Raw genomic sequence first — 19,023 nt, 5'->3', positions numbered from 1 at the left:
GCCCCTGCACGAAACACAAGCCAGGCAGACGCTAGAGCACTTCGGCAAAAGTGACCGAACGGTCAACCAGCAACGGCCACACCGTCTCCACGATCAACTCCCTGAAGTGATCGGCGACCCTGTGCGCCTCGAACCCCGCCTGGTCCACGTACCGCTCGTACAACACGAAACTCCCGGGCGCGCCCACCTCCGCGTGCACCTCGTACGCCAGGTTCGCGGGCTCGGCACGGGTACGCTCGCGCACCTTCAGCAACGCACCCCGCACGGTCGCCTCGTCGGCGGGGTCGCAGTGGTATCGGGCGATGACTGCGTAGGCCATCGTGTCCTCCTCATGGTCCGTCCGGCCCGCCGATTCCACCATGAACGCCCTGATCAGCGGCTCGCGCAGAGCGCAACCAATGTCTGCCGCCCCGGGACTGGTCCCGCCATCACCCAGTGAGGTGTCGTGAACGGCATGCGTACTCTGGAAACCCTCTCCGGCGGGGAGTGGGTGACGACCGGCGAGTGGATCGACGTCCACGACCCGGCCGACGTCCGTGCCCCGATCGCCCGCATCCCCGCCCTCACCGCCAAGGACGTCACCCGCGCCTACGACCACGCCGAGCGTGCCTTCGCCGTCTGGAAGCGCACCAGCCCCTTCGAACGGGCGCGGGTCTTCACCGACGCGGCCAGACTGATCCGCGAGCGGGTCGACGGGATCGCCGCCGACGTCACCGCCGAGAACGGCAAGACACAGGCCGAGGCCCGCGGCGAGACCCTCAAGGCCGCCGACTTCCTCGACTACTACGCCGGTCTGGCCCGGCAGGGCTACGGCACCCTCCTGCACGACGTACGCCCGAACCACCGCACCCACACCCAGCGCGAGCCCATCGGCACGATCCTCGTGATCAGCCCCTGGAACGACCCGCTGATCACCCCGGCCCGCAAGCTCGCCCCGTTGCTCGCGGCCGGGAACACGGCGGTGTTCAAGCCGGCGACCGAGACCCCGCTCTCCGGCCTGCACTTCGCCCGCGCCCTGCACGACGCCGGTCTGCCGCCCGGTGTCCTGAACGTCGTCACCGGGCGCACAGCGGAGATCGAGGAGGCCCTCCTCGACGACCCCCGGATCGTCGGCATCACCTTCACCGGCTCCAACGCCGTGGGCAACCGCATCCGCCGCCGCCTCGCCGACCGCAACGTCCGCTTCCAGGGCGAACTCGGCGGCAAGAACGCGTCCGTGGTCCTGCGGGACGCCGATCTTCCCGCCGCCGCGAAGGCCGTCGTCGCCGCCTCCTTCGGCCAGGCCGGACAGCGTTGCACGGCCACCAGCCGGGTCGTCGTCGAGCGGCCGGTCCAGGAGGAGTTCACCCGCCTGCTGGTCCTGGAGGTCGAAACGCTCAAGGCCGGCCCCGGCAGCGACCCGGCGACGACTTTGTGTCCGCTGTCGAGCCCGAAGCAGCGCGACAGCGTGCTCGCCGATCTCGCCGAGGCCGTCGCGCAGGGCGCGGTCGTCCTCACCGGCGGCAAGGCCGACACCGACGGCGACCGTCAACACGGCTGCTTCGTCCAGCCGACCGTCCTCGCCGATGTCACCCCCGAGACGGCGATCTGGCGCGAGGAGGTCTTCGGCCCGGTCCTCGTCGTCCGCGCGGTCGACGGCTTCGCCGAGGCCGTCGACGCGGTCAACGACTCCGACTTCGGCCTCGCGGCCGCGGTCTTCACCCAGGACCTGAGCAAGGCACACCGCTTCGCCGACGAGGCCGAGTGCGGCCAGATCGCCGTCAACACGACCACCACCGGCTGGGACGTCCACCTGCCCTTCGGTGGCTTCCGCGACTCCGGTACGGCCTACAAGGAGCAGGGCGACGAGGTGCTCCGCTTCTCCACCCGCGTCAAGACGGTGGCCGTCAACATCGGCGCCCCGGAGCGGGCCCATGGCTGACGAGACCGTCGGCATCGTCGGTGCCGGCATCGTCGGCCTGGCCACCGGCCGGGACATCGCGCTGCGCCGTCCGGGGACGCGGATCGTGGTGCTGGAGAAGGAACAGGACGTCGCCGTCCACCAGACCGGCCACAACTCGGGCGTCGTGCACGCCGGCATCTACTACGCGCCGGGCAGCCTGAAGGCGGACCTGTGCGTACGGGGCGTAGGCCTCCTGCGCGAGTACTGCCAGGAACGGTCCTTGCCGTACGAGGAGATCGGCAAGCTCGTCATGGCGGTCCGCGAGGACGAGCTCGGCCGGATGGACGACCTCTACGAGCGGGCGAAGAACAACCACGTGCCCGACCTGCGCAGGGCCTCCCGGGACGAGATCAGGGAGATCGAGCCGAACGCCGGCGGCATCGCGGCCCTGCACTCGCCGCGCACCGCGATCACCGACTACAGGGCGATCGCCCGGGAGTTCGCGAAGGACATCGAGGCATCCGGCGGCGAGATACGGCTCGGCTTCCCCGTCACCTCGATCACCGGTGTGCCGGGCGGCATCGAGGTCGCCTCCGGTCAGGAACGGATCAAGGTCGACCGGCTGATCCTGTGCGCGGGGCTCCAGTCGGACGCCGTCGCCAAGCTCGCCCAGGACAGGCGGGAACCGAAGATCATCCCCTTCCGCGGCGAGTACATGCTCCTCAGGCCGGACCGGACGCACCTCGTACGCGGCCTCGTCTACCCGGTCCCGGACCCGCGTTACCCGTTCCTCGGTGTGCACTTCACCCCGCGCGTCGACGGCTCGGTCGAGGTCGGCCCCAACGCCGTCCTGGCCCTGGCCAGGGAGGGCTACACCCTGGGGAGGATCTCCCCGAGGGACCTCCTGGGCATCGCCGCCTACTCGGGCACCTGGCGGATGGCCGCCCGGCACTGGCGAACCGGCATCAGGGAGTACCGCGGCGCCCTGTCCGCGGCGTCCTTCATGAAGGACGCGAAGCTCTACGTCCCCGGCGTCGGCGCCAAGGACGTCGTGCGCGGCGGGGCGGGCGTGCGCGCCCAGGCGCTGGACCGGGACGGCACCCTCGTCGACGACTTCCGCATCCACGGCGCCGGCCGGATCACCGCCGTACGCAACGCGCCCTCGCCCGCGGCGACGGCCTCCATGGCGATCGCGGAGCACATCGTCGATGCCGTCTTCGCACAATGAAAGTGCCCTGCTGAGAGGGCACTTGAGCGCAACAAGTGCTTGCGCTCCCAGGGGCTCCGCAAGGCCTCGGAACCCGCCTAGCGTTCCCATCGCACCACAGCGTCACCCCCTCCTTCGAAGAGAAAGAGCCGAACGATGTTCGTTGTCGACACGCAGATCCACATCTGGCTGGAAGAGTCCGCGGACCGCCCCTGGGTCCCCGGCGCGCGGGAGCGCATCCGCCTCAACGGCCACCGCGAGGACCCCTTCTCGTACGAGGAGGCCCTGGAGCTGATGGACGAGGCCGGCGTCAACCGTGCGCTGATCCTGCCGCCGTCCTGGGAGGGCGACCGGATCGACTACGCGCTGGAAGCCTGCGAGGCGTACCCGGACCGCTTCGGCATCATGGCCCGCATTCCGCAGAACAAGCCCGAAGAGGGCAAGGCCATGCTGAAGGACTTCGCCCAGAATCCGCATGTGAAGGGCACGCGCCTGACCTTCCACCGGCCGCAGGACCGCAACTGGATGATCGACGGCACCAACGACTGGTACTGGCCGATCGCCGAGGAGCTGCGCGTCCCCACCATGGTCCACGCCCCCATCTGGAAGCGTGAGCTCGGCGAGATCGCCGCCAAGCACCCCGAACTGAAGATCATCATCGACCACATGGGCATCATGGCCCGCTGCGTCGACGACGCGATCGGCTACTGGGTCTCGGAGACGGCCGACCTGGCCGCCCACCCCAACATCTACGTCAAGGTGTCGGCCCTTCCCGGCTACTCGACACAGCCCTTCCCGAACAGCAACATCCAGAAGTACGTGCGCGAGATGGTCGACAAGATGGGCCCGCAGCGCTGCTTCTACGGCACCGACATCACCCGCCTGCTCGGCCACGGCATCACCTACACCGACACGATCGAGCAGTTCACCAAGCACTGGGACTTCACGCCCGAGGAGCTTGAATGGATCATGGGCCGCGGTATCTCCGAGGTCCTGAACTGGCCGATCGAGGGCTGAGGAACCACGAGAGATGAACGACATCCCCAACTCCCCGGGCGCCGACGGCGGCGACGCTCTCGTCACCGCCTTCAACGCCGTCGGCGCCGACTACCTCTTCTGCTCGTCGGGGTCCGAATGGGCCCCTGTGTGGGAGTCCCTCGCCCGGCGCCACAGGGACGGGTTGCCCTGTCCGCGGTACCTGGACCTGACGCACGAGACGGTGGCCGTCGGCATGGCCACCGGCTACGGCCTGGTCGAGCGCCGCCCGCAGGGTGTGCTGCTGCACGCGGCGCCCGGTCTGCTCCAGGGCTCGATGGCCGTCCACGGCGCGCTCCTCGCGGGCGTCCCGATGGTGGTCAGCTCCTCCGAGTCGACCACGTACGGCGACGGCCCGGGCCAGGACCCGGGCGGCCAGTGGTACCGCAACCTGTCGATCGTGGGCGGACCCCATGGAATGGCTCAGCCTTTCACCAAGTGGTCCAACGAGGCCGCGAGTGTCCACACCCTGCCCACCATGGTCGCCCGCGCCGCGGAGCTGGCATGGCGGGCCCCGGCGGGACCGGCGTACCTCAACGTCCCGCTGGAGATCCTCCTGGAGGACTGGGACGGCCGCGAGGCCAAGCCGATCGTCCCGCCCGGCTCCACGCACAGCTCGCCGGAAGAGGTCGACCCCGTCGCCCAGATGATCCACGAGGCCCGCAACCCCGTGATCGTGACGGAGACGGCGGGCCGTGAGGCCGGCGGCTTCGAGGCTCTGGTCGCCTTCGCGGAGGCGTGGGACATCCCCGTGGTCGAGCCGGACTCGGCGGTGTGCGGCAACTTCCCGCGCACCCACCCGCTGCACGCCGGCAGCGACATCGGCCCGTGGATGGACGAGGCGGACCTGATCCTGCTCGTCAACTGCCGAGCCCCCTTCTATCCGCCGTCGCGGAAGCCCTCGAAGGCGCAGATCGTCGTGATCGACGAGGTGCCGCAGAGGCCGCACGTCGCCTACCAAGTCCTCTTCGCGGACCGGTACTTGGAGGGCAACGTCGCCAACACCCTGCGCCAGCTGGCCAAGCGGGCGAAAGATCTCGACGAGGGTGCGGTGGCTCTGCGTCGGGCTGCGCAGGAGGAGCGGCACGCCGCCGAGCAGGCCGCCATCGCCGGCGCGGAGGCAAAGGCCGCCGAAACCACCGGCATCGACCCGGTGCTGGTCGCCGCGACCCTGCGCAAGCTGCTGGACGGCACGGACGGGGTCGTCGTCGACGAGACCATCACGCACAGCCGGATCGTGAAGCGGCACGTCCAGACGTCCGAACCCGACTCGTACTTCTATGTACAGGGCGGCCTCGGCCAGGGCATCGCTGTCGCGCTCGGCGTCAAACTCGCCGCGCGGGAACGGCCGGTGGTGCTCACGATCGGCGACGGCGCGTTCGCCTACAACCCGGTCATCCAGTCGTACGACGCATCCAAGGCCTACGAACTCCCGCTGCTGATCGTGGTGTTCAACAACCGTGTCTACAAGTCGATGAATCTCAACCACCGTCGCTTCTACCCCGAGGGCGCGGCCGCCGAGACGGGGGAGTGGCTCGGCACCGACCTCCACCGGCTGCCCCGACTGGCCGCGTTCGCCGAGCCGTTCGGCATGCACACCGAGACCGTCGACACGGTTGATGTTCTTGTGCCGGCGCTGGAGCGCGCTCTGAAGGCCGTGGCCGAGGGCACCACGGCAGTCGTCGACATCCTCGTCACCCGTTGATCCAGGAGACCCCCATGTCCAACGCTCCTTCCAAGGTCCTGGTCCCCGCAGACGACCTGCGCACCTTCGCCGCCGCCCTCCTGGAGAAGGGCGGCCTGAGCCCCGAGCACGCCCGGACCACCGCCGACGTGTTCGTGTGGGCCGCGCTGCGCGGTGTCGACTCCCACGGCACCGCGCGCGTCCCGGCGTACCTGGAGCTGCTCGCCAAGGGTGTCGCCAACGCGAACCCCGACATCAGGATCGAGTCGACCATCCCGGCCGCGGCTGTCCTGGACGCCGACCGGGCGCCCGGTCCCGTGGCGCTGAGTGCCGCCGCCGACGAGGCCGTACGACGGGCCCGGACCACCGGCATCGCCTCCGTCGGCGTACGCCGGACCGTGCACACCGGCGCCATCGGCTACTACGTCTCGAAGATCGCCGAACAGGGCCTGGTCGGCCTCGGGTTCGTCGCCGGCATGCCCAACATGGGCTACACCGGGGTCAAGGGCGCCGCCGTCGCGACCAGCCCGCTCGCCATCGCCGTACCGGCCGCCGAGCGCGACCCGCTGCTCCTCGACATGGCCACCGCCACGATCGCCCTCGGCAAGATCCGCCAGGCCAAGGCGAGCGGTACCCCGCTGCCCGAGGGCGCCGCGGCCACCGAGGACGGCACCCCCACGACCGACCCCGAGAAGGCGGTCATGCCGCTGCCGCTCGGTGGCGCCAAGGGGTCGGGGATGTCGCTCGCGTTCGAGCTGCTGACCAGTGTGCTGGTCGGGGCGCCGATCTTCGCCTCGTTCCACTCGGACGACCCGCAGGGCCGCAAGCACCGCCAGAACGCCCTGCTCATCGCGATCGACCCGGCGGCCTTCGGTGACCCGGACGCCTTCACCGCGGCTGTCGACACCACCCTGGGCACCCTGAAGGGCCTCCCCGCCGCGGACGGTGCCGAGGGCGTGTTCTACCCGGGCGAGCGCAGCGCCTCCGTCGCTGCCCGGCGGGGCGAGCAGGGTGTGCCGGTGGCGCCGAAGGTGTGGCGTGAACTGACCGAGAGCGCCGAGAAGTCGGGGGTCACCCCGCCGACGGTCGCGTAGCTCTCGTCGTGGGTCGCCGGCTGTTTCGGGGGGCGGCCGGCGACCTTCTCGTTCTCAGGCGGCGGCGTCTCGTAGGTGTCGGGCGATCAGTGCGTATGTCTCCCGCGCCTTCACGTCGTCCTTGCCGTCGTAGCCGTGGTCGACACCCGCCACGTCGTGATGCCCGACCAGCGCGCCGGCGGTCCGCAGCCGGTCGGCGTAGCTCTGGGCCTCCGCCCTGAGGATGTCGAACTCGGCCGTGACGATCAGCGCCGGGGCGATGCCCTTCAGGTCGGCGGTGTCCGACGGGTGCGCGGGTGAGGCGAGCCGGTCGCCGCGCAGTCGTACGTCAGGGATGTACGAGGTGTCGAAGACATCGCCCATCCAGGGCCGCAGCATCGGCCGGGCGATGGCCGCCCGCTTGTTCCGGATGCCGGTCGCCAGGTCGAGCGGCGGATAGTGCAGCACCTGGAGGGCGATCTCCGGCCCGGTCTCCTCCAGCGCCTGCCGGGCCACGGCCGCCGCGAGCCCGCCACCGGCGCTCTGCCCGCCCACGGTGAGCCGGCCGCCGTCCCAGCCCTGCTCGGTGCCGTGCTCGGCGACCCAGCGGACGACCTCGTAGGCCTGCCGGGGCGGTGCCGGGAACGGGTGCTGCGGGGCGACCGCGTAGTCCACGTTGATCACGACCACGCCCGCCTCCGCGGCGAGGAACCGGCACAGCGGGTCGTCCAGCTCGGTCAGCGTCATGACGTATCCGCCGCCGTGGAAGTTGACGTGCACGGCAGGCGCCGTGTCCTCGCTCGCGGCGGGCAGATAGACCGTCGCCCGGGCCGGGGCGACCGACGTCGGGATCGTCAACTCCCGTACCTTGCGCGGGTGTTCGGGAAAGCGGGCGTACGAGGAGGTGGCCAGGCGACCGCCGGCCAGCCGGGTCGCTCGCTGCATCGCCTTGGCCACGAGGGGGGCGATCGAGGGTCGAGCCAAGAGGGACATGCGGCCGAACTTACTTGAGTCAGGCAATGAGACGCTAGACCTTCGTGCGCACGCCGTCCAGGGCGATCGACATGACCCGCCTGCGCTGGGCGTCGTCGTCGAAAGCGGTGGCGGTGATGCCCGCGACCATGCGCAGCAGGTCGGTGAAGTCCATGTCGGTGCGCGCCTCGCCCGCCCGCTGGGCCCGTTCGAGCAGGGGCGTGCCGGCGCCGTACATCGACGTGCGGCAGGCGGCGAAGATCTCCGTCTCGTCATTGAGGGCCTCGCGGACGGCCCGCTTGGTCACCATGTAGTCCGCGAACCGGTCGAGCCATGCGGTCAGGGCGTCCCAGGGCTCCCGGTCGGCGACCTCCTCGGCCACCCGCACCAGGGTGTTCACCTCGTCCGCGTACACGGTCTCGAAGAGATGGCGTCTGGTGGGGAAGTTCCGGTACAGCGTGCCGATGCCGACACCCGCCCGCCGTGCGATGTCCTCCAGCGACGCCTCCGCCCCGTGCTCCGCGAAGGCCTCCCGGGCCGCGGCCAGCAGGGCGTCGTAGTTGCGGGCGGCGTCCTTCCGGGTCGGTCGGCGGGTCGCGACGATCTCGCTGACGGGGAACGACTGGGCGGTCACGGACGCCTCCCGGGGCTGAAACGGAGGTCTGCCTCCGTTCCGGGTTGAAGCGGAGGCGTGCCTCCGCTAGAGTGGAGGCCTGCCTCCACTTTATCAGTCGAGGCGCTTCCCTGCCCTTTCCGCGACCGCTTCCCACGAGGCTTCGGCCGCACTCTGTGTTCGGAGAGGCTCTCCATGCCCCGCAAGTCCACCCGTCTGACCTTCGCGGTCCTCGCGACCGGTGCCGGCGTGTTCGCCATGCTCCAGTCGCTGATCGCACCGGCCCTGCCGACCGTGCAGCACGCGCTGCACACCTCGCAGGCCACCGCGACCTGGGTGATGACGGCGTATCTGCTGTCCGCCTCGGTCTTCACCCCGATCCTCGGCCGCGTCGGCGACCTGATCGGCAAGAAGCGCACCCTCGTCGCCGTCCTGCTCGTCGTCCTGGCCGGCTGTCTGCTCGCCGCCCTGGCGCCGAACATCGGCATGCTCATCGTCGCCCGGGTAGTCCAGGGCGTCGGCGGCGCCCTGTTCCCGCTCTCCTTCGGCATCATCCGCGACGAGTTCGCCCCGTCCGAGGTCCCCGGCAGCATCAGCAACCTGTCCGCCGTGATCGCCGCGGGCGGCGGCGTCGGCATCGTCGCGGCCGGACCCATCGTCTCCGCGCTCGACTACCGCTGGCTGTTCTGGATTCCGGTCGCGGTCGTCGCCGTCACCACGCTCATCGCCCTGCGTTACGTCCCCGAGTCGCCCAACCTGGCCGAGGGCAAGGTCAGTTGGATCGGCGCCGTGCTGCTGTCGGCGTGGCTGGTGGCCCTGCTGCTGCCGCTGAGCCAGGCGGGCAAGTGGGGCTGGGGATCGCCCCGGGTGCTCGGACTGCTCGCCGTGGCCGTCGTCCTGTTCGTGCTGTGGCTGCTGGCCGAGGCCCGCTCGCGCTCCCCGCTGATCGACCTGCGGATCATGCGGCTGCCCGCGGTGTGGACCACCAACACCGTCGCCCTGCTCTTCGGCGCGGGCATGTACGCGCTCTGGTCCTTCCTGCCGGCCTTCGTGCAGACGCCCAGCTCCGCCGGGTACGGCTTCGGCGCGAGCGTCACGACCTCCGGGCTGCTGATGCTGCCGATGCTCCTCGCGATGTTCTGCTCCGGCATCCTGAGCGGCCGGCTGGAACCCGTGGTCGGCGCGAAGGCGCTGCTCACGACCGGCGCCGCGCTCGGCGCGCTGGCCCTCGGCCTCCTCGTCCTCTGGCACGCCGCCCAGTGGCAGATCGCCGTCGTCGCGGGCGTGTTCGGCCTCGGCATCGGACTGGCCTTCGCCTCGATGGCCAACCTGATCGTCGGCAGCGTGCCGCCCGAGCAGACCGGCGCCGCCACCGGCATGAACGCCAACATCCGCACCATCGGCGGCTCCATCGGCGCCGCGGTCACGAGCGTCCTGGTCACCGGCCGGCTCCAGCCCTCCGGCCTTCCCTACGGCTCCGGCTACACCCACGGTTTCACCCTGCTCGCGGTCCTGTGCCTCGCCGCCGCCCTGGCCGCGCTGTTGGTACCGGTCCGCCGGGCGTCCGGTGCGAACGGGACGGCGCCGACGACCGGGACTGCGCGGGCGACCGGCGAACCGTCGGAGGCCGGGCGACCGACCGCCGTACGCGGCTGACGTCCGCCGTCGTCACGTCCATGCGGTAGGGTTTACCTGCGTGTTCCCGCGGTTCGTCCGGGGGAGTCGCACCGGGACGTGGCGCAGCTTGGTAGCGCACTTGACTGGGGGTCAAGGGGTCGCAGGTTCAAATCCTGTCGTCCCGACTCTGCTTTCGGCAGGTCGGAAGCCGCTCTCCCGTTCATGGGAGGGCGGCTTTTCGTGTGCCTGGAGGCTGGTGGTCGCAGGCCGGGGCTGGGGCGATTCGGTTGACGTGGTGACGACGCATCAGCCGACGACGCCGGCTTGGGTCAGGCAGCGCGCCAGGTCGGAGCGGGAACGGATGCCCAGCTTGCGGTAGACGCGGGTGAGGTGGGCTTCCACAGTCTTGCGGGAGAGGAACAGCGCGCCGGCGGCCTCCACGTTGCTGAGGCCCTCGCCGATCGCCCGGGCCACCTGGAATTCCTGTGCCGTGAGGAGGTCCACCTGCGGTAGCGGGTTGTCTCCGGGGTGCGAGCGCTGTCCGGCCGCGGCGAGTTCCGCCGTGGCGCGGTCGGCCCAGGACGTGGCACCCATGGCCCGGAAAGTCCGCTGGGCAGCCTGCAGGGGCTCGCGAGCTGCGGCGGGGCGACGCAGACGACGCAGGGCCTCGCCGCAGACAAGCCGGGTGCGAGCCAGCTCGTAGGGCATCGCCCGGCGGGTGTGTGCCTGTTCGGCGACCGCCAGCCAGCTCAGAGCCGTGTCCGCGGACCGGGCCAGCATCGACCGGCAGCGTGCGTGCGCCATCGCGGGCCAGGCCAAGCCGGTCGACCGGGCACGCTCGTCGAGCCAGAGGGTGATCTCCAGGGCGCGCTCGCGGTTCCCGGTACGGCTGTGCGCCTCGGCGAGGTCCGCCACGAACGGCATCAGGTGCGGATTGCCCAGACCCATCCGCTCCGCCGTCGCCAACGCCCGTTCCAGATGGGAGCGGCACGGCTGTGGATCCCCGGCGGCCAGGGCCGCCGAGCCCAGTGCGGAGTGCGCGAACACGTCCAGGCCGGGGATGCCCTCACCGCAGTGCGCCTCGTAGCGGGCGATACGTTCTTCGCAGGCCGCGCGGTCGCCGCGCAGCCCTTCAAGGCGGGCCAGCGATGTCAGCGCGTATCCGGTCATCGCCTTGTGGCCGAACTCCTGGGCCCAGCGCAGTGCTTCGCTTCCGTCGGCGCGGGCGGCAGCCCACCGGTTCCACGACTCCACCTCGCACCGCGCCACGAGTGCGAAGGGCAGCAGCCCCGGATTCCCCTCACGCCTGGCCCGGTCGATCACCACGCCGAGCACCTCGCGCGCGGCTTCCTCCTCGTCCACCCAGGAGAGCGCCTGGCCGATCAGCGCCGCGGACTGCCGCTCTTCCAGGGCCCACGCCCCGTGGAGTGCCTCCCGGTCCAGCAGCAGCCGACGGCTGCGTTGTACGTGGCCGGTCAGTGCCAGGGCGTGGCCCTGCATCACTCCGGCCAGTTGCTGCTCCGGTCGGGTGGCCTGGGCATCGGCGAGTTCGCGGCAGTGGGCGGCCGCCTCGACGGCCTGGCCGAGGCGCCCGCCCATCGCCGCCGGCATGACGGCGGCGCCGTACAGGGCGCAGGCCCGGGCCCGGTCGGCAGGCTCGGCCGCGGCCGCCGCCGCCACCAGTAGTCGGTACGCCCCGACCGGATCGCCTGCCCAACTGCGGATCTGCCCGCGCAACAGCTCGATGTCGGCGGTCAGCCACGGCTCGGCCGAGTGGCGCAGCGCCTGTTCGCACCAGCGGGCGGCGTCGAGGGAAAGCCCGCTGCGGAACGCGTCCTCAGCTGCCCGGAGCAGCCGAACGGCTCTGTCCGCCGCCGCCGGTGACAGTTCGGCGGCACGGTGCCAGGCGCGGGCGGCGGAGTCGAAGGCCCCGCGCTGCCGGGCCTGTTCGGCCGCGGCGGCCAGTGCCCCGGCCACCTTTTCGTCCGGGCCGGGCGTCGCACAGGCGAGGTACCAGGTACGCAGTTCACCGTCCGACACATCGGCGAGCACCCGGTAGGCGCGCAACTGCTGGGTCACCGGACAGCCGGCCAGGACGAGCGGGCGCAGTACGGGATGCCGTAGCTCGAAACCCGCGTCCTCGGCCCGCACCAGTCCGGCCTCCTCGGCCGCCTCCAGGGCGTCCAGCGAGAGGCCGACGGCGTTCAGCGCCCGCTCCAGCTCGGCGAACTCGGGGGCGTGGGAAGCCGCGACGAACACCAGCGCGTCCTGGGTGTCCCGGGGAAGCGCGCGCATCCGGCCCCGCCAGGTTCGTTCCACCAGCGGGCCGGGGGTCTGCCAGTCCTGGCCGCCGAGTCCGTCACCCTGTGCCCCGGTCCGGGCCAATGTCTCCGCGTACTCGACCAGGACCAGCGGGTTCCCCGAGCTGAGCGGGATCAGTTGCGCCGCCGCCGGTCCCGCGGGGTCCAGTCGGCAGCGCCGCAGGAGCTGTCGGCACTCCTCGTCGTCCAGCGGGGCGAGCCGGAGCTCGGGTACGCCTTCCCAGACGAGGTCCTCACGGCCGTCGGCCCGTACCGCCATCACCAGAGCCACCCGCTCGGTGGACAGGCGTCGCGCGACGAACTGCAGCACCCGCCGGGACGAGGGATCCGCCCGGTGCAGGTCGTCGACGAGCACGACCAGCGGCTCCGCCTCGCCCGCTGCGGCGAGCACACTCAACGCCCCGGCACAGACCGCGTAGGGATTCGGATCGGTGACATCGGCCAGCGCGAGGCACCCCTCGAGGGCGCGGCGCTGGGCCGCGGCCACCTCGCGAAAGTGCTCCCGCAACGGCAGCAGCAGATCGGCGAGGACCGTGTACGGAAGAACCGCCTCGGACTCGATTCCCCTGATCCGCAGCACCCGGTACGGGCTGCGCCGGGCGGTGTAGTCGAGGAGGGTGCTCTTCCCGATACCCGGGTCGCCGCGCAGCAGCAGCGCCGCCCCGCGCTCGGCCAGCGAGTTCAGCAACTCGTCGAGCGCCCCGCACTCCCGACGGCGCCCGACAGGTGTCTCCCACTCCCGTGCCGCCGGCTCGTCCATGGTGCCCCCGTACCCCATGCCCCCGCCTGGTGGTGCCCTCCGCCGTTCCCCAGGGTGCACCGCGGCGGATGATCCCGGAGGACAGTTGCCGCATCTGCTCTTCTTCCCGTCGATCCGTCACATTCCGTTGGGGACAAGGGAGTTCCCCGTTGCGGCGGATTCCCGTCGTATGGCATCGCGTGGCGATGTGGCTCTCGTGGGAGGCCTGTGCTGTGGCGCCCGACCCATGCGCCACCGGGGCGTGAAGCGACGACGGCAGGGCGGCGCTCGCCGGAGGACATTCCCCGGTACCGTCCGCCGCCGCGGTGCGCTCCGCTGGTGGCCTCGGACGACGTTCGCGTGGAGGGGGACCACGGATGAGCACCCACGACGCAGTGTGGAGCGGCCGTGCAGGGCTGCGCGGGCAACGACCATGACCGGGCGTCCCGCGAACCCCGAACCCGCCACGGACGATCAGCTCAGGGCCGTCTACCAGGAGATCTGCCTGAGCTACCGGGCGATCGACGACTTCCGCGCCAAGCTGCTGAGCCTTCTGCCGGTGGTGAGCGGGGCGAGTGTCGGCTTGCTGATCGGCAGAGATCCGGGCGATCCGAAACCGGTCTGGCTGCCGATCGGGCTCTTCGGCTTCGTGGTGTCACTGGGGCTGTTCGCCTACGAGCTGTACGGGATCGAGAAGTGCGGGAGCTTGATCCATGCGGGCAGGCACATCGAGTTGGGGTGGATCGTCGAAGGCCAGTTCGTGCGGCGCCCGCATGCGCTGGCGGGCTTCATGAACGAGCCGTTCGCCGCCATGCTGGTCTATCCGGCAGTCCTGGCCGGCTGGATGTACGTGGCGCTGGCGCGCTGCTCCGAAACTGTGGCTGTCGTCGCCTCGGCGAGTCTGTTCCTCGTGCTCCTGCAGGCCGGCTACCGGTTCTGCCGCATCCACCACCGGCGCGACAAAGCAGAACGCGCCGGTGACGCCGAGTGGCTCAGCAACGCCAGGCAGGAAGCGGCCGAGCGATGACCACCGGGAAATCCCTCACTCGTCTGTGTCTGCGCGGGTCCTTCCGGCTCGACTGCGACGCGGCCCCGGCCGAGGTCTGCGCGGGCGCCCGGCGCCTGCTCGCCTACCTCGGCCTGCACCGCCGTGCCACCCGCGTGGCGCTGGCGGGCACCCTGTGGCCGGACGCCACCGAGGAGCGTGCACAGGGGTGTCTGCGGACCACCCTGTGGCGGCTGGGCCGTGTGAACCGACCACTCGTGCTCAGCGATCGGGGCGACCTCTCGCTCGCGGAATCGGTGGACGTCGACACGCGCGCCTTCGTCCGGTCGGTGCTGCGCCCCGCGAACTCGCCCGCCTGCGACGCGTACGACGACGAACTGCTCCGTCTCCTGCTGCCCGAAGCCGACCTGCTCCCCGGATGGGAGGAGGACTGGGTCGGATTCGAACGGGAACACCTCCGCCAGCTGCGTCTCCATGCCTTGGACTCCCTGGCCGAGCGCCTCGCCACCCGGGGCCGCCACACGCTCGCCCTGGAGGCCGCTCTGGCGAGCGCGCGCAGCGCGCCCCTGCGTGAAAGCGCCCACAGGACGGTCGTGTCCGTGTACCTGGCCCGAGACGACCCGGCGGAAGCGGTCCGGCACTACAACGCGTTCAGGGAGCTGGTCCGTGACCGGCACGGCCTCCTGCCCTCACCGCTGTTCTCCTCGATGCTCGCCCCCGCCCTCGCGCAGGAGCCGTTCGCGGTCGAGGGCGGCCAGAACCCCGTTGCCACGGTGCGGTGACAGCGGGCTGGCACCGTGGCGTCCATGAGGCACGAGCCGAACAGAACCGGTGTCTGCCTGATACGCATCGAGGTTCAGCGAGGTGGTGTGCTGGTCACCGTGCGTCAGAACCCGGACATCGAACAGGTCAGCACCGAGCGGGTGTTGACGTTCCCGGACGTCGAGTCGGCCGTCGCAGCGGTCCGGGAGTTCCTCGGCCACTTCGCCGACGACGCGGGCCGGCTGTGACAGAGCGGTGACGGCCTCGACGCTACGGTGACGCCGCCGGTCGCGCCGCCCGAGCGTGCGCACTGTCACCAGGGGGTGCGATGCCGTCCGACTTCGTACAGCAGCTCATTGCCCAGGAGACCCGTGCCCCTCTGCCGGCACTGCATCTGTTCGGCGGCCCGTTCGTGGCCTTCGGCGGACGGCGGATCGACATACCTGAAGGCAGTAAGCGGCTGCTGGTGTTTGTCGCGTTACGACAGGGGCGGGTCGAGCGACGGTACGCCGCGGGTGCCCTCTGGCCCGTCGGGGACGACGCCCGCGCCGCCGGGAACCTGCGGTCGGCCCTGTGGCGCCTGAACAAGGTGGGGGTGGAACTGCTGCACGTGGACAAGTACGGGCTGACCCTGCACAGGGACGTGCTCCTCGATGTCCGGCTCGTCGCGGACTGGGCGGCGCGGATGGTGAACGCCGCGGCGAGTGCCGTAGACCTCCGGGCGATGCCGACCGCGATGGACGCGCTCGATCTGCTGCCCGGTTGGTACGAGGACTGGGCTCTGATGGAACGCGAGCGCATACGCCAACGGCTGCTGCACGCGCTGGAGGCGCAGAGTCGGCAGCTGGCCCGACGGAGGTGCCACGCCCAGGCCGTGGAGGCCGCGATGCAGGCCGTCGGCGCCGACCCGCTCAGGGAGAGCGCCCAGCGCGTGCTGATCGAGGCGCACCTTGCGGAGGGCAACTGGCTGGAGGCGCGCCGCAGTCTGGACCTCTACGCCGAGCTGCTCGACCGTGAGCTGGGCGTGCCGCCCGGAGCAGAGATCACCGCCCTGTTGTCCGGGTGCGCGATGCGGGGGCTGGCACGCGCCGACGGGCGCCTGACCGCCATCTCGTGACGGCGGCCGGGGGCCGCGTCCGGCTACCAGGGATCGGCCCCCGTCCCGCTCCGGCTACCGAGGACTGTCCCCGTCCCGCGGCGCGGGGTGGCCGATGAGGACGATCGCGTCCCGGGCGGGCTCCTTCCCCAGGGCGGCGAACACCCCACCGGTCCGGGGAGCCCCGCCGGCCGGTGCCGGGAACACATCCAGCAGCATGGCCGCGCGTCCCGCGATCAGGGCCTGCCGCTCGACCGACCGGGCGAGTGCGAGAGCGGTCACCAGCCCTCCGTCGGCCTTCCACTGCTCCACGGTCGGCTGCTCCGCCGGCAGCGCCCACCCGCCGACGGGGTAGTGGAGGACGCTCCGTTGTGCGCCCTTGAGCTTCGCGGGGGGCAGCTTCCCGGTGGCGAGGTCGTCGAGCAGGGTCTTCGCCGTATCGGCCGTCTCGGCCTTGCAGAGGTAGAGGTCCACGCTCTCCAGCCCGTCGCCGCATTCGGCGTGCCGGCGGAAGGCGACCCAGGGGCGGTCGGTGACCAGGCCGCCGACGCTCTCCGTACCGTCGGGCACCAGGATGTCGACCGCGACCCGGCTCTCCCTGTCCGCAGTCGGCAGGGGGATGCGGCGCAGGTGCTGCGCGGCCTCGACGGCGGTGAGGACGGCGTCCACCGGGCAGGCGTGGAAGGCCAGTTCGACCGACCCCGGGAACATCGCCCTGATCCGTTCCTGCACCGAGGTATCCGAGCCCGCACCGAGCGGCAGGAAGCCCGCGGGCGGGAGTTCCTCGATGCCGAGACCGCGGACGAGGGGAGGCAGGGCTGTCGGCGTGGTCTCTCCTTCCGCCGATTCCGGCACCAGTTTCAGCACCGCGTCGAGGCTCGCGCGGGCCCGGGCGGAGACGATGACGTCCCTGGCGGCCTGCACCTTCTCGCGCACCTCCCGGTTGGTGTCGCCGGCGGTGGACAGCACGACCGGCGTCGCCCCGGCCCAGGCGTCGGCCAGCATGTCCTGGAACTGCAGGACCTGTGCGACGAAGACGTCCCAGGGGCGCAGCCCGATCTGCTGCTGCCGGGCCCGCCGGGCGGGTGAGTCCATACGTTCGCGCCGGACGGTCCAGACGTCGAGCACCCACTTCTTCGATGTGTGCAGCAGCACCCCGAGCGGTACGTCCTCCCGGCCGTGCGGCGTCCGCGGGGCGAGTCCGGAGCCCCAGTCGGGCCGGAGGAGGTCGGTGGAGTCCGTGGGGTCGTCGTCGGCGATCCAGGGGACGCCGGCGGTGCGTTCCTGCTCGAACCACAGTTTCGCGACGCGCGACCGCAAAGTCGAGTCCGCCTTGTTCGTGGGACCGGACAGCGGCCAGTCCACGACCTTGACGGCCACGTCCTCGCGGACGTATGCCTCGGTGCTGCCGAGCGCGCTTCCCGCGCAGAGTTCGCCGTAGACGTTCTCCTGGCCGAAGGGGACGTCGTGTCCGGTCGCGACGATCAGCTTCAGGGTGCCGGCGCCCGGCTGGTCCCGGATCACCTCGGGGTCCCTCAGATCCAGGGTGGCGCTCTGTTCCAGGAGGAAGGGCCGCCCGGTCGCGCCGATGGCCAGCCCCGGTTCCACCTCCACGTGGAGCCGGTCGGCGGAGAGCCTGGTGCTGTATCCGTGGACCACGCCGGGACCGCCCGCCCTGCCGAGTGCGTAGGCCAGCGACCGGGTGTACTCCTGCATGCGTTCCAGGTGCGCGGACCGCAGGAACAGCCCGTCGAAGGCATTGAGCCGGGCGATGGTCATGACGAGGCCCTCCCCAGGTTCTGCATGATCACGGCATCACGGCCGTCCGTCCTGCTGCCGGCCGGCCCACCGTCGAGGCCGGCCAGCGGGATGAGGTCGGCGCCGAGAACCGGGGTGGGTCCGGTGCCGTGGACGACGACCCGGACGAGATCGTGCTGGGGGGAGTCGCCGAGGGTGACGATGACGACGCCCGCACCCCCTTCCTGACGGTACGTCACTTCCTGGACGCTCGCGGTGGCCCACGCGCGCTCGCCGAGCGAGGCGACCTCCAGCGAGCCCCGGCCGATCGACCCCGGGTGCAGGGGCCGTGTGACGGTGAAGCTGAACCCCGTATGGCCGGGAGCCCAGTCGACGGGCTCGCGTACTTGCGGAGCGGGTGGTGCGGCGTGGTCCCCCTGCGGGGGCCGCAGGGCACCGAGAAGATCCTGCAGCAGATTCGTGGGCAGCAGGACGCGGCGCACCAGCTGGTCCACGGCGCCGGCCTCGGCCGCCTCCCCGGTGCCGCGGATCTCCACGCCGGCGAGCGTGACCGGTGCGTCCGAACCGGGTACCGGGAACAGTGTCGGACGGGAGTCCGGCCCCACGGCCGGACCGAGGTCGGTGGCGTCCAGGGCGGCGAGTTCGCGGAAGGCGTGCAACCGGTCGGTCGCACTCGCCGGGTCCTGAGGCGGACCGGAGGCGAACAGCTTCCGCAGCCGCGGGTACGGGACCGGAAGATCCGGGGTCGCTTGCGGGCGGAGTTCGAACCGGACCCGCTCGACGGTGCGGGAGTACTCGTTCTGCTCGCGGGAGAGGTCGCACGGGGAGCCGAGAGCCGGAACGGGGGCCGCCGGGCAGGTGTCGAACACGGCGACCAGCCGGTATGTGTGCGGACCCGGACCGGTGATCTTCCCGCCCCGCTTCGTGAAGTCCTCCAGCAGGGCCTTGACGGACACGCACTCCTGGGCCCCCAGCGAGAGTTCCCGGCCCAGACCGTCCACGGCGAGGCCCGCGCCCACCCGGAGCCCCTTCGGGTCGTCCGGGACCGTCACCGGGAATCCCCAGACCACGCCGGAGCCGTGCAGCCAGGAGCTGTGCAGCATGTGCTTGCCGCGCGGATTGCCCAGGAGCGCACCGAAATCGTCCTCGCCGAGCAGCATCCCGTAGGAGACCCGGAGCGCCACGAAGGGATTGACCGGCAGATCCTGTGCGGGTGCGGACCCCTCCGACCCGTACTCACGTGTTGCGGGCATGCGCT

Annotated in this window: 16 protein-coding genes and 1 tRNA gene; 11 read left to right on the top strand and 6 right to left on the bottom strand. The window is 71.4% G+C overall.

The window, feature by feature from the left end; all coding sequences use genetic code 11:
* Nucleotides 1-31: 31 nt before the first annotated feature.
* Nucleotides 32-319 (bottom strand): putative quinol monooxygenase, encoded by a 288-nt coding sequence (locus ACWD3I_RS20310; RefSeq protein WP_365404331.1) that lies wholly within the window; start codon nt 317-319, stop codon nt 32-34.
* Between the two features lie 135 nt (nt 320-454).
* Here ACWD3I_RS20310 and ACWD3I_RS20305 point away from each other — a divergent pair, with 135 nt between their 5' ends.
* The 5 genes from ACWD3I_RS20305 (at nt 455) to ACWD3I_RS20285 (ending at nt 6,902) form a co-directional block, all read left to right on the top strand.
* A complete protein-coding gene (locus ACWD3I_RS20305) occupies nt 455-1,921 on the top strand; it encodes an aldehyde dehydrogenase family protein (RefSeq protein ID WP_365404334.1) in 1,467 nt (488 codons plus the stop codon).
* Nucleotides 1,914-3,110: an L-2-hydroxyglutarate oxidase gene (lhgO, locus tag ACWD3I_RS20300; protein ID WP_365404337.1), complete on the top strand. Its 1,197-nt coding sequence runs from the start codon at nt 1,914-1,916 to the stop codon at nt 3,108-3,110. The genes ACWD3I_RS20305 and lhgO overlap by 8 nt, the downstream gene beginning before the upstream one ends.
* Nucleotides 3,111-3,245: 135 nt before the next feature.
* Nucleotides 3,246-4,106, top strand: coding sequence for an amidohydrolase family protein (locus tag ACWD3I_RS20295; RefSeq protein ID WP_365404340.1), 861 nt, complete (start codon nt 3,246-3,248; stop codon nt 4,104-4,106).
* A 13-nt stretch (nt 4,107-4,119) separates the two neighbouring features.
* The gene (locus tag ACWD3I_RS20290) at nt 4,120-5,829 is read left to right on the top strand and encodes a thiamine pyrophosphate-dependent enzyme (protein WP_365404343.1); all 1,710 of its coding nucleotides are present in this window, start codon (nt 4,120-4,122) and stop codon (nt 5,827-5,829) included.
* 14 nt (nt 5,830-5,843) lie between these two features.
* A complete protein-coding gene (locus ACWD3I_RS20285) occupies nt 5,844-6,902 on the top strand; it encodes an Ldh family oxidoreductase (protein WP_365404346.1) in 1,059 nt (352 codons plus the stop codon).
* A gap of 54 nt (nt 6,903-6,956) precedes the next feature.
* Here the strand turns inward: ACWD3I_RS20285 and ACWD3I_RS20280 are convergent, their stop codons facing one another.
* The gene (locus ACWD3I_RS20280) at nt 6,957-7,874 is read right to left on the bottom strand and encodes an alpha/beta hydrolase (protein ID WP_365404349.1); all 918 of its coding nucleotides are present in this window, start codon (nt 7,872-7,874) and stop codon (nt 6,957-6,959) included.
* A gap of 34 nt (nt 7,875-7,908) precedes the next feature.
* Complete coding sequence (locus tag ACWD3I_RS20275; RefSeq protein ID WP_365404352.1) at nt 7,909-8,487, bottom strand: TetR/AcrR family transcriptional regulator; 579 nt, start codon at nt 8,485-8,487, stop codon at nt 7,909-7,911.
* A 174-nt stretch (nt 8,488-8,661) separates the two neighbouring features.
* Here ACWD3I_RS20275 and ACWD3I_RS20270 point away from each other — a divergent pair, with 174 nt between their 5' ends.
* Nucleotides 8,662-10,122 (top strand): MFS transporter, encoded by a 1,461-nt coding sequence (locus ACWD3I_RS20270; protein ID WP_365404355.1) that lies wholly within the window; start codon nt 8,662-8,664, stop codon nt 10,120-10,122.
* A gap of 72 nt (nt 10,123-10,194) precedes the next feature.
* Nucleotides 10,195-10,268 (top strand) — tRNA-Pro (locus tag ACWD3I_RS20265).
* Between the two features lie 121 nt (nt 10,269-10,389).
* Here ACWD3I_RS20265 and ACWD3I_RS20260 read toward each other — a convergent pair.
* Nucleotides 10,390-13,164, bottom strand: a complete 2,775-nt coding sequence (locus ACWD3I_RS20260; protein WP_451084128.1) for an AAA family ATPase — start codon at nt 13,162-13,164, stop codon at nt 10,390-10,392.
* A 412-nt stretch (nt 13,165-13,576) separates the two neighbouring features.
* On the opposite strand from ACWD3I_RS20260, the gene ACWD3I_RS20255 reads away from it, so the two are divergent.
* The 4 genes from ACWD3I_RS20255 to ACWD3I_RS20240 all read left to right on the top strand — a co-directional run bounded on the left by ACWD3I_RS20255 (nt 13,577) and on the right by ACWD3I_RS20240 (nt 16,028).
* The gene (locus tag ACWD3I_RS20255; protein WP_365404361.1) at nt 13,577-14,170 is read left to right on the top strand and encodes a hypothetical protein; all 594 of its coding nucleotides are present in this window, start codon (nt 13,577-13,579) and stop codon (nt 14,168-14,170) included.
* Nucleotides 14,167-14,931 (top strand): AfsR/SARP family transcriptional regulator, encoded by a 765-nt coding sequence (locus ACWD3I_RS20250; RefSeq protein WP_365404363.1) that lies wholly within the window; start codon nt 14,167-14,169, stop codon nt 14,929-14,931. Before ACWD3I_RS20255 ends, ACWD3I_RS20250 begins: the two co-directional genes overlap by 4 nt.
* A 24-nt stretch (nt 14,932-14,955) precedes the next feature.
* Entirely contained in the window at nt 14,956-15,159 is a 204-nt protein-coding gene (locus ACWD3I_RS20245) for a hypothetical protein (RefSeq protein ID WP_365404365.1), read from the top strand.
* Between the two features lie 80 nt (nt 15,160-15,239).
* Nucleotides 15,240-16,028, top strand: coding sequence for an AfsR/SARP family transcriptional regulator (locus ACWD3I_RS20240; RefSeq protein WP_365404367.1), 789 nt, complete (start codon nt 15,240-15,242; stop codon nt 16,026-16,028).
* 54 nt (nt 16,029-16,082) lie between these two features.
* Here ACWD3I_RS20240 and ACWD3I_RS20235 read toward each other — a convergent pair whose 3' ends face one another.
* Both ACWD3I_RS20235 and ACWD3I_RS20230 read right to left on the bottom strand, forming a co-directional pair.
* Nucleotides 16,083-17,786 (bottom strand): hypothetical protein, encoded by a 1,704-nt coding sequence (locus tag ACWD3I_RS20235; RefSeq protein WP_365404370.1) that lies wholly within the window; start codon nt 17,784-17,786, stop codon nt 16,083-16,085.
* Entirely contained in the window at nt 17,783-19,018 is a 1,236-nt protein-coding gene (locus ACWD3I_RS20230; protein ID WP_365404373.1) for a hypothetical protein, read from the bottom strand. The genes ACWD3I_RS20235 and ACWD3I_RS20230 overlap by 4 nt, the downstream gene beginning before the upstream one ends.
* Nucleotides 19,019-19,023: the final 5 nt, after the last annotated feature.

Source organism: Streptomyces sp. NPDC002817 (assembly GCF_053592055.1).
Note: the sequence above shows the minus strand (reverse complement) of the source record. Positions and strands in the feature narration are given on the sequence as shown.

Coding starts and splice junctions, on each gene's coding strand:
- ACWD3I_RS20285 (WP_365404346.1), top strand. CDS start 5,844: ATGTCCAACGCTCCTTCCAAGGTCCTGGTCCCCGCAGACGACCTGCGC.
- ACWD3I_RS20310 (WP_365404331.1), bottom strand. CDS start 319: ATGGCCTACGCAGTCATCGCCCGATACCACTGCGACCCCGCCGACGAG.
- ACWD3I_RS20260 (WP_451084128.1), bottom strand. CDS start 13,164: ATGGACGAGCCGGCGGCACGGGAGTGGGAGACACCTGTCGGGCGCCGT.
- ACWD3I_RS20290 (WP_365404343.1), top strand. CDS start 4,120: ATGAACGACATCCCCAACTCCCCGGGCGCCGACGGCGGCGACGCTCTC.
- ACWD3I_RS20295 (WP_365404340.1), top strand. CDS start 3,246: ATGTTCGTTGTCGACACGCAGATCCACATCTGGCTGGAAGAGTCCGCG.
- ACWD3I_RS20280 (WP_365404349.1), bottom strand. CDS start 7,874: ATGTCCCTCTTGGCTCGACCCTCGATCGCCCCCCTCGTGGCCAAGGCG.
- ACWD3I_RS20230 (WP_365404373.1), bottom strand. CDS start 19,018: ATGCCCGCAACACGTGAGTACGGGTCGGAGGGGTCCGCACCCGCACAG.
- ACWD3I_RS20240 (WP_365404367.1), top strand. CDS start 15,240: ATGCCGTCCGACTTCGTACAGCAGCTCATTGCCCAGGAGACCCGTGCC.
- lhgO (WP_365404337.1), top strand. CDS start 1,914: ATGGCTGACGAGACCGTCGGCATCGTCGGTGCCGGCATCGTCGGCCTG.
- ACWD3I_RS20235 (WP_365404370.1), bottom strand. CDS start 17,786: ATGACCATCGCCCGGCTCAATGCCTTCGACGGGCTGTTCCTGCGGTCC.
- ACWD3I_RS20270 (WP_365404355.1), top strand. CDS start 8,662: ATGCCCCGCAAGTCCACCCGTCTGACCTTCGCGGTCCTCGCGACCGGT.
- ACWD3I_RS20305 (WP_365404334.1), top strand. CDS start 455: ATGCGTACTCTGGAAACCCTCTCCGGCGGGGAGTGGGTGACGACCGGC.
- ACWD3I_RS20255 (WP_365404361.1), top strand. CDS start 13,577: ATGACCGGGCGTCCCGCGAACCCCGAACCCGCCACGGACGATCAGCTC.
- ACWD3I_RS20245 (WP_365404365.1), top strand. CDS start 14,956: ATGAGGCACGAGCCGAACAGAACCGGTGTCTGCCTGATACGCATCGAG.
- ACWD3I_RS20250 (WP_365404363.1), top strand. CDS start 14,167: ATGACCACCGGGAAATCCCTCACTCGTCTGTGTCTGCGCGGGTCCTTC.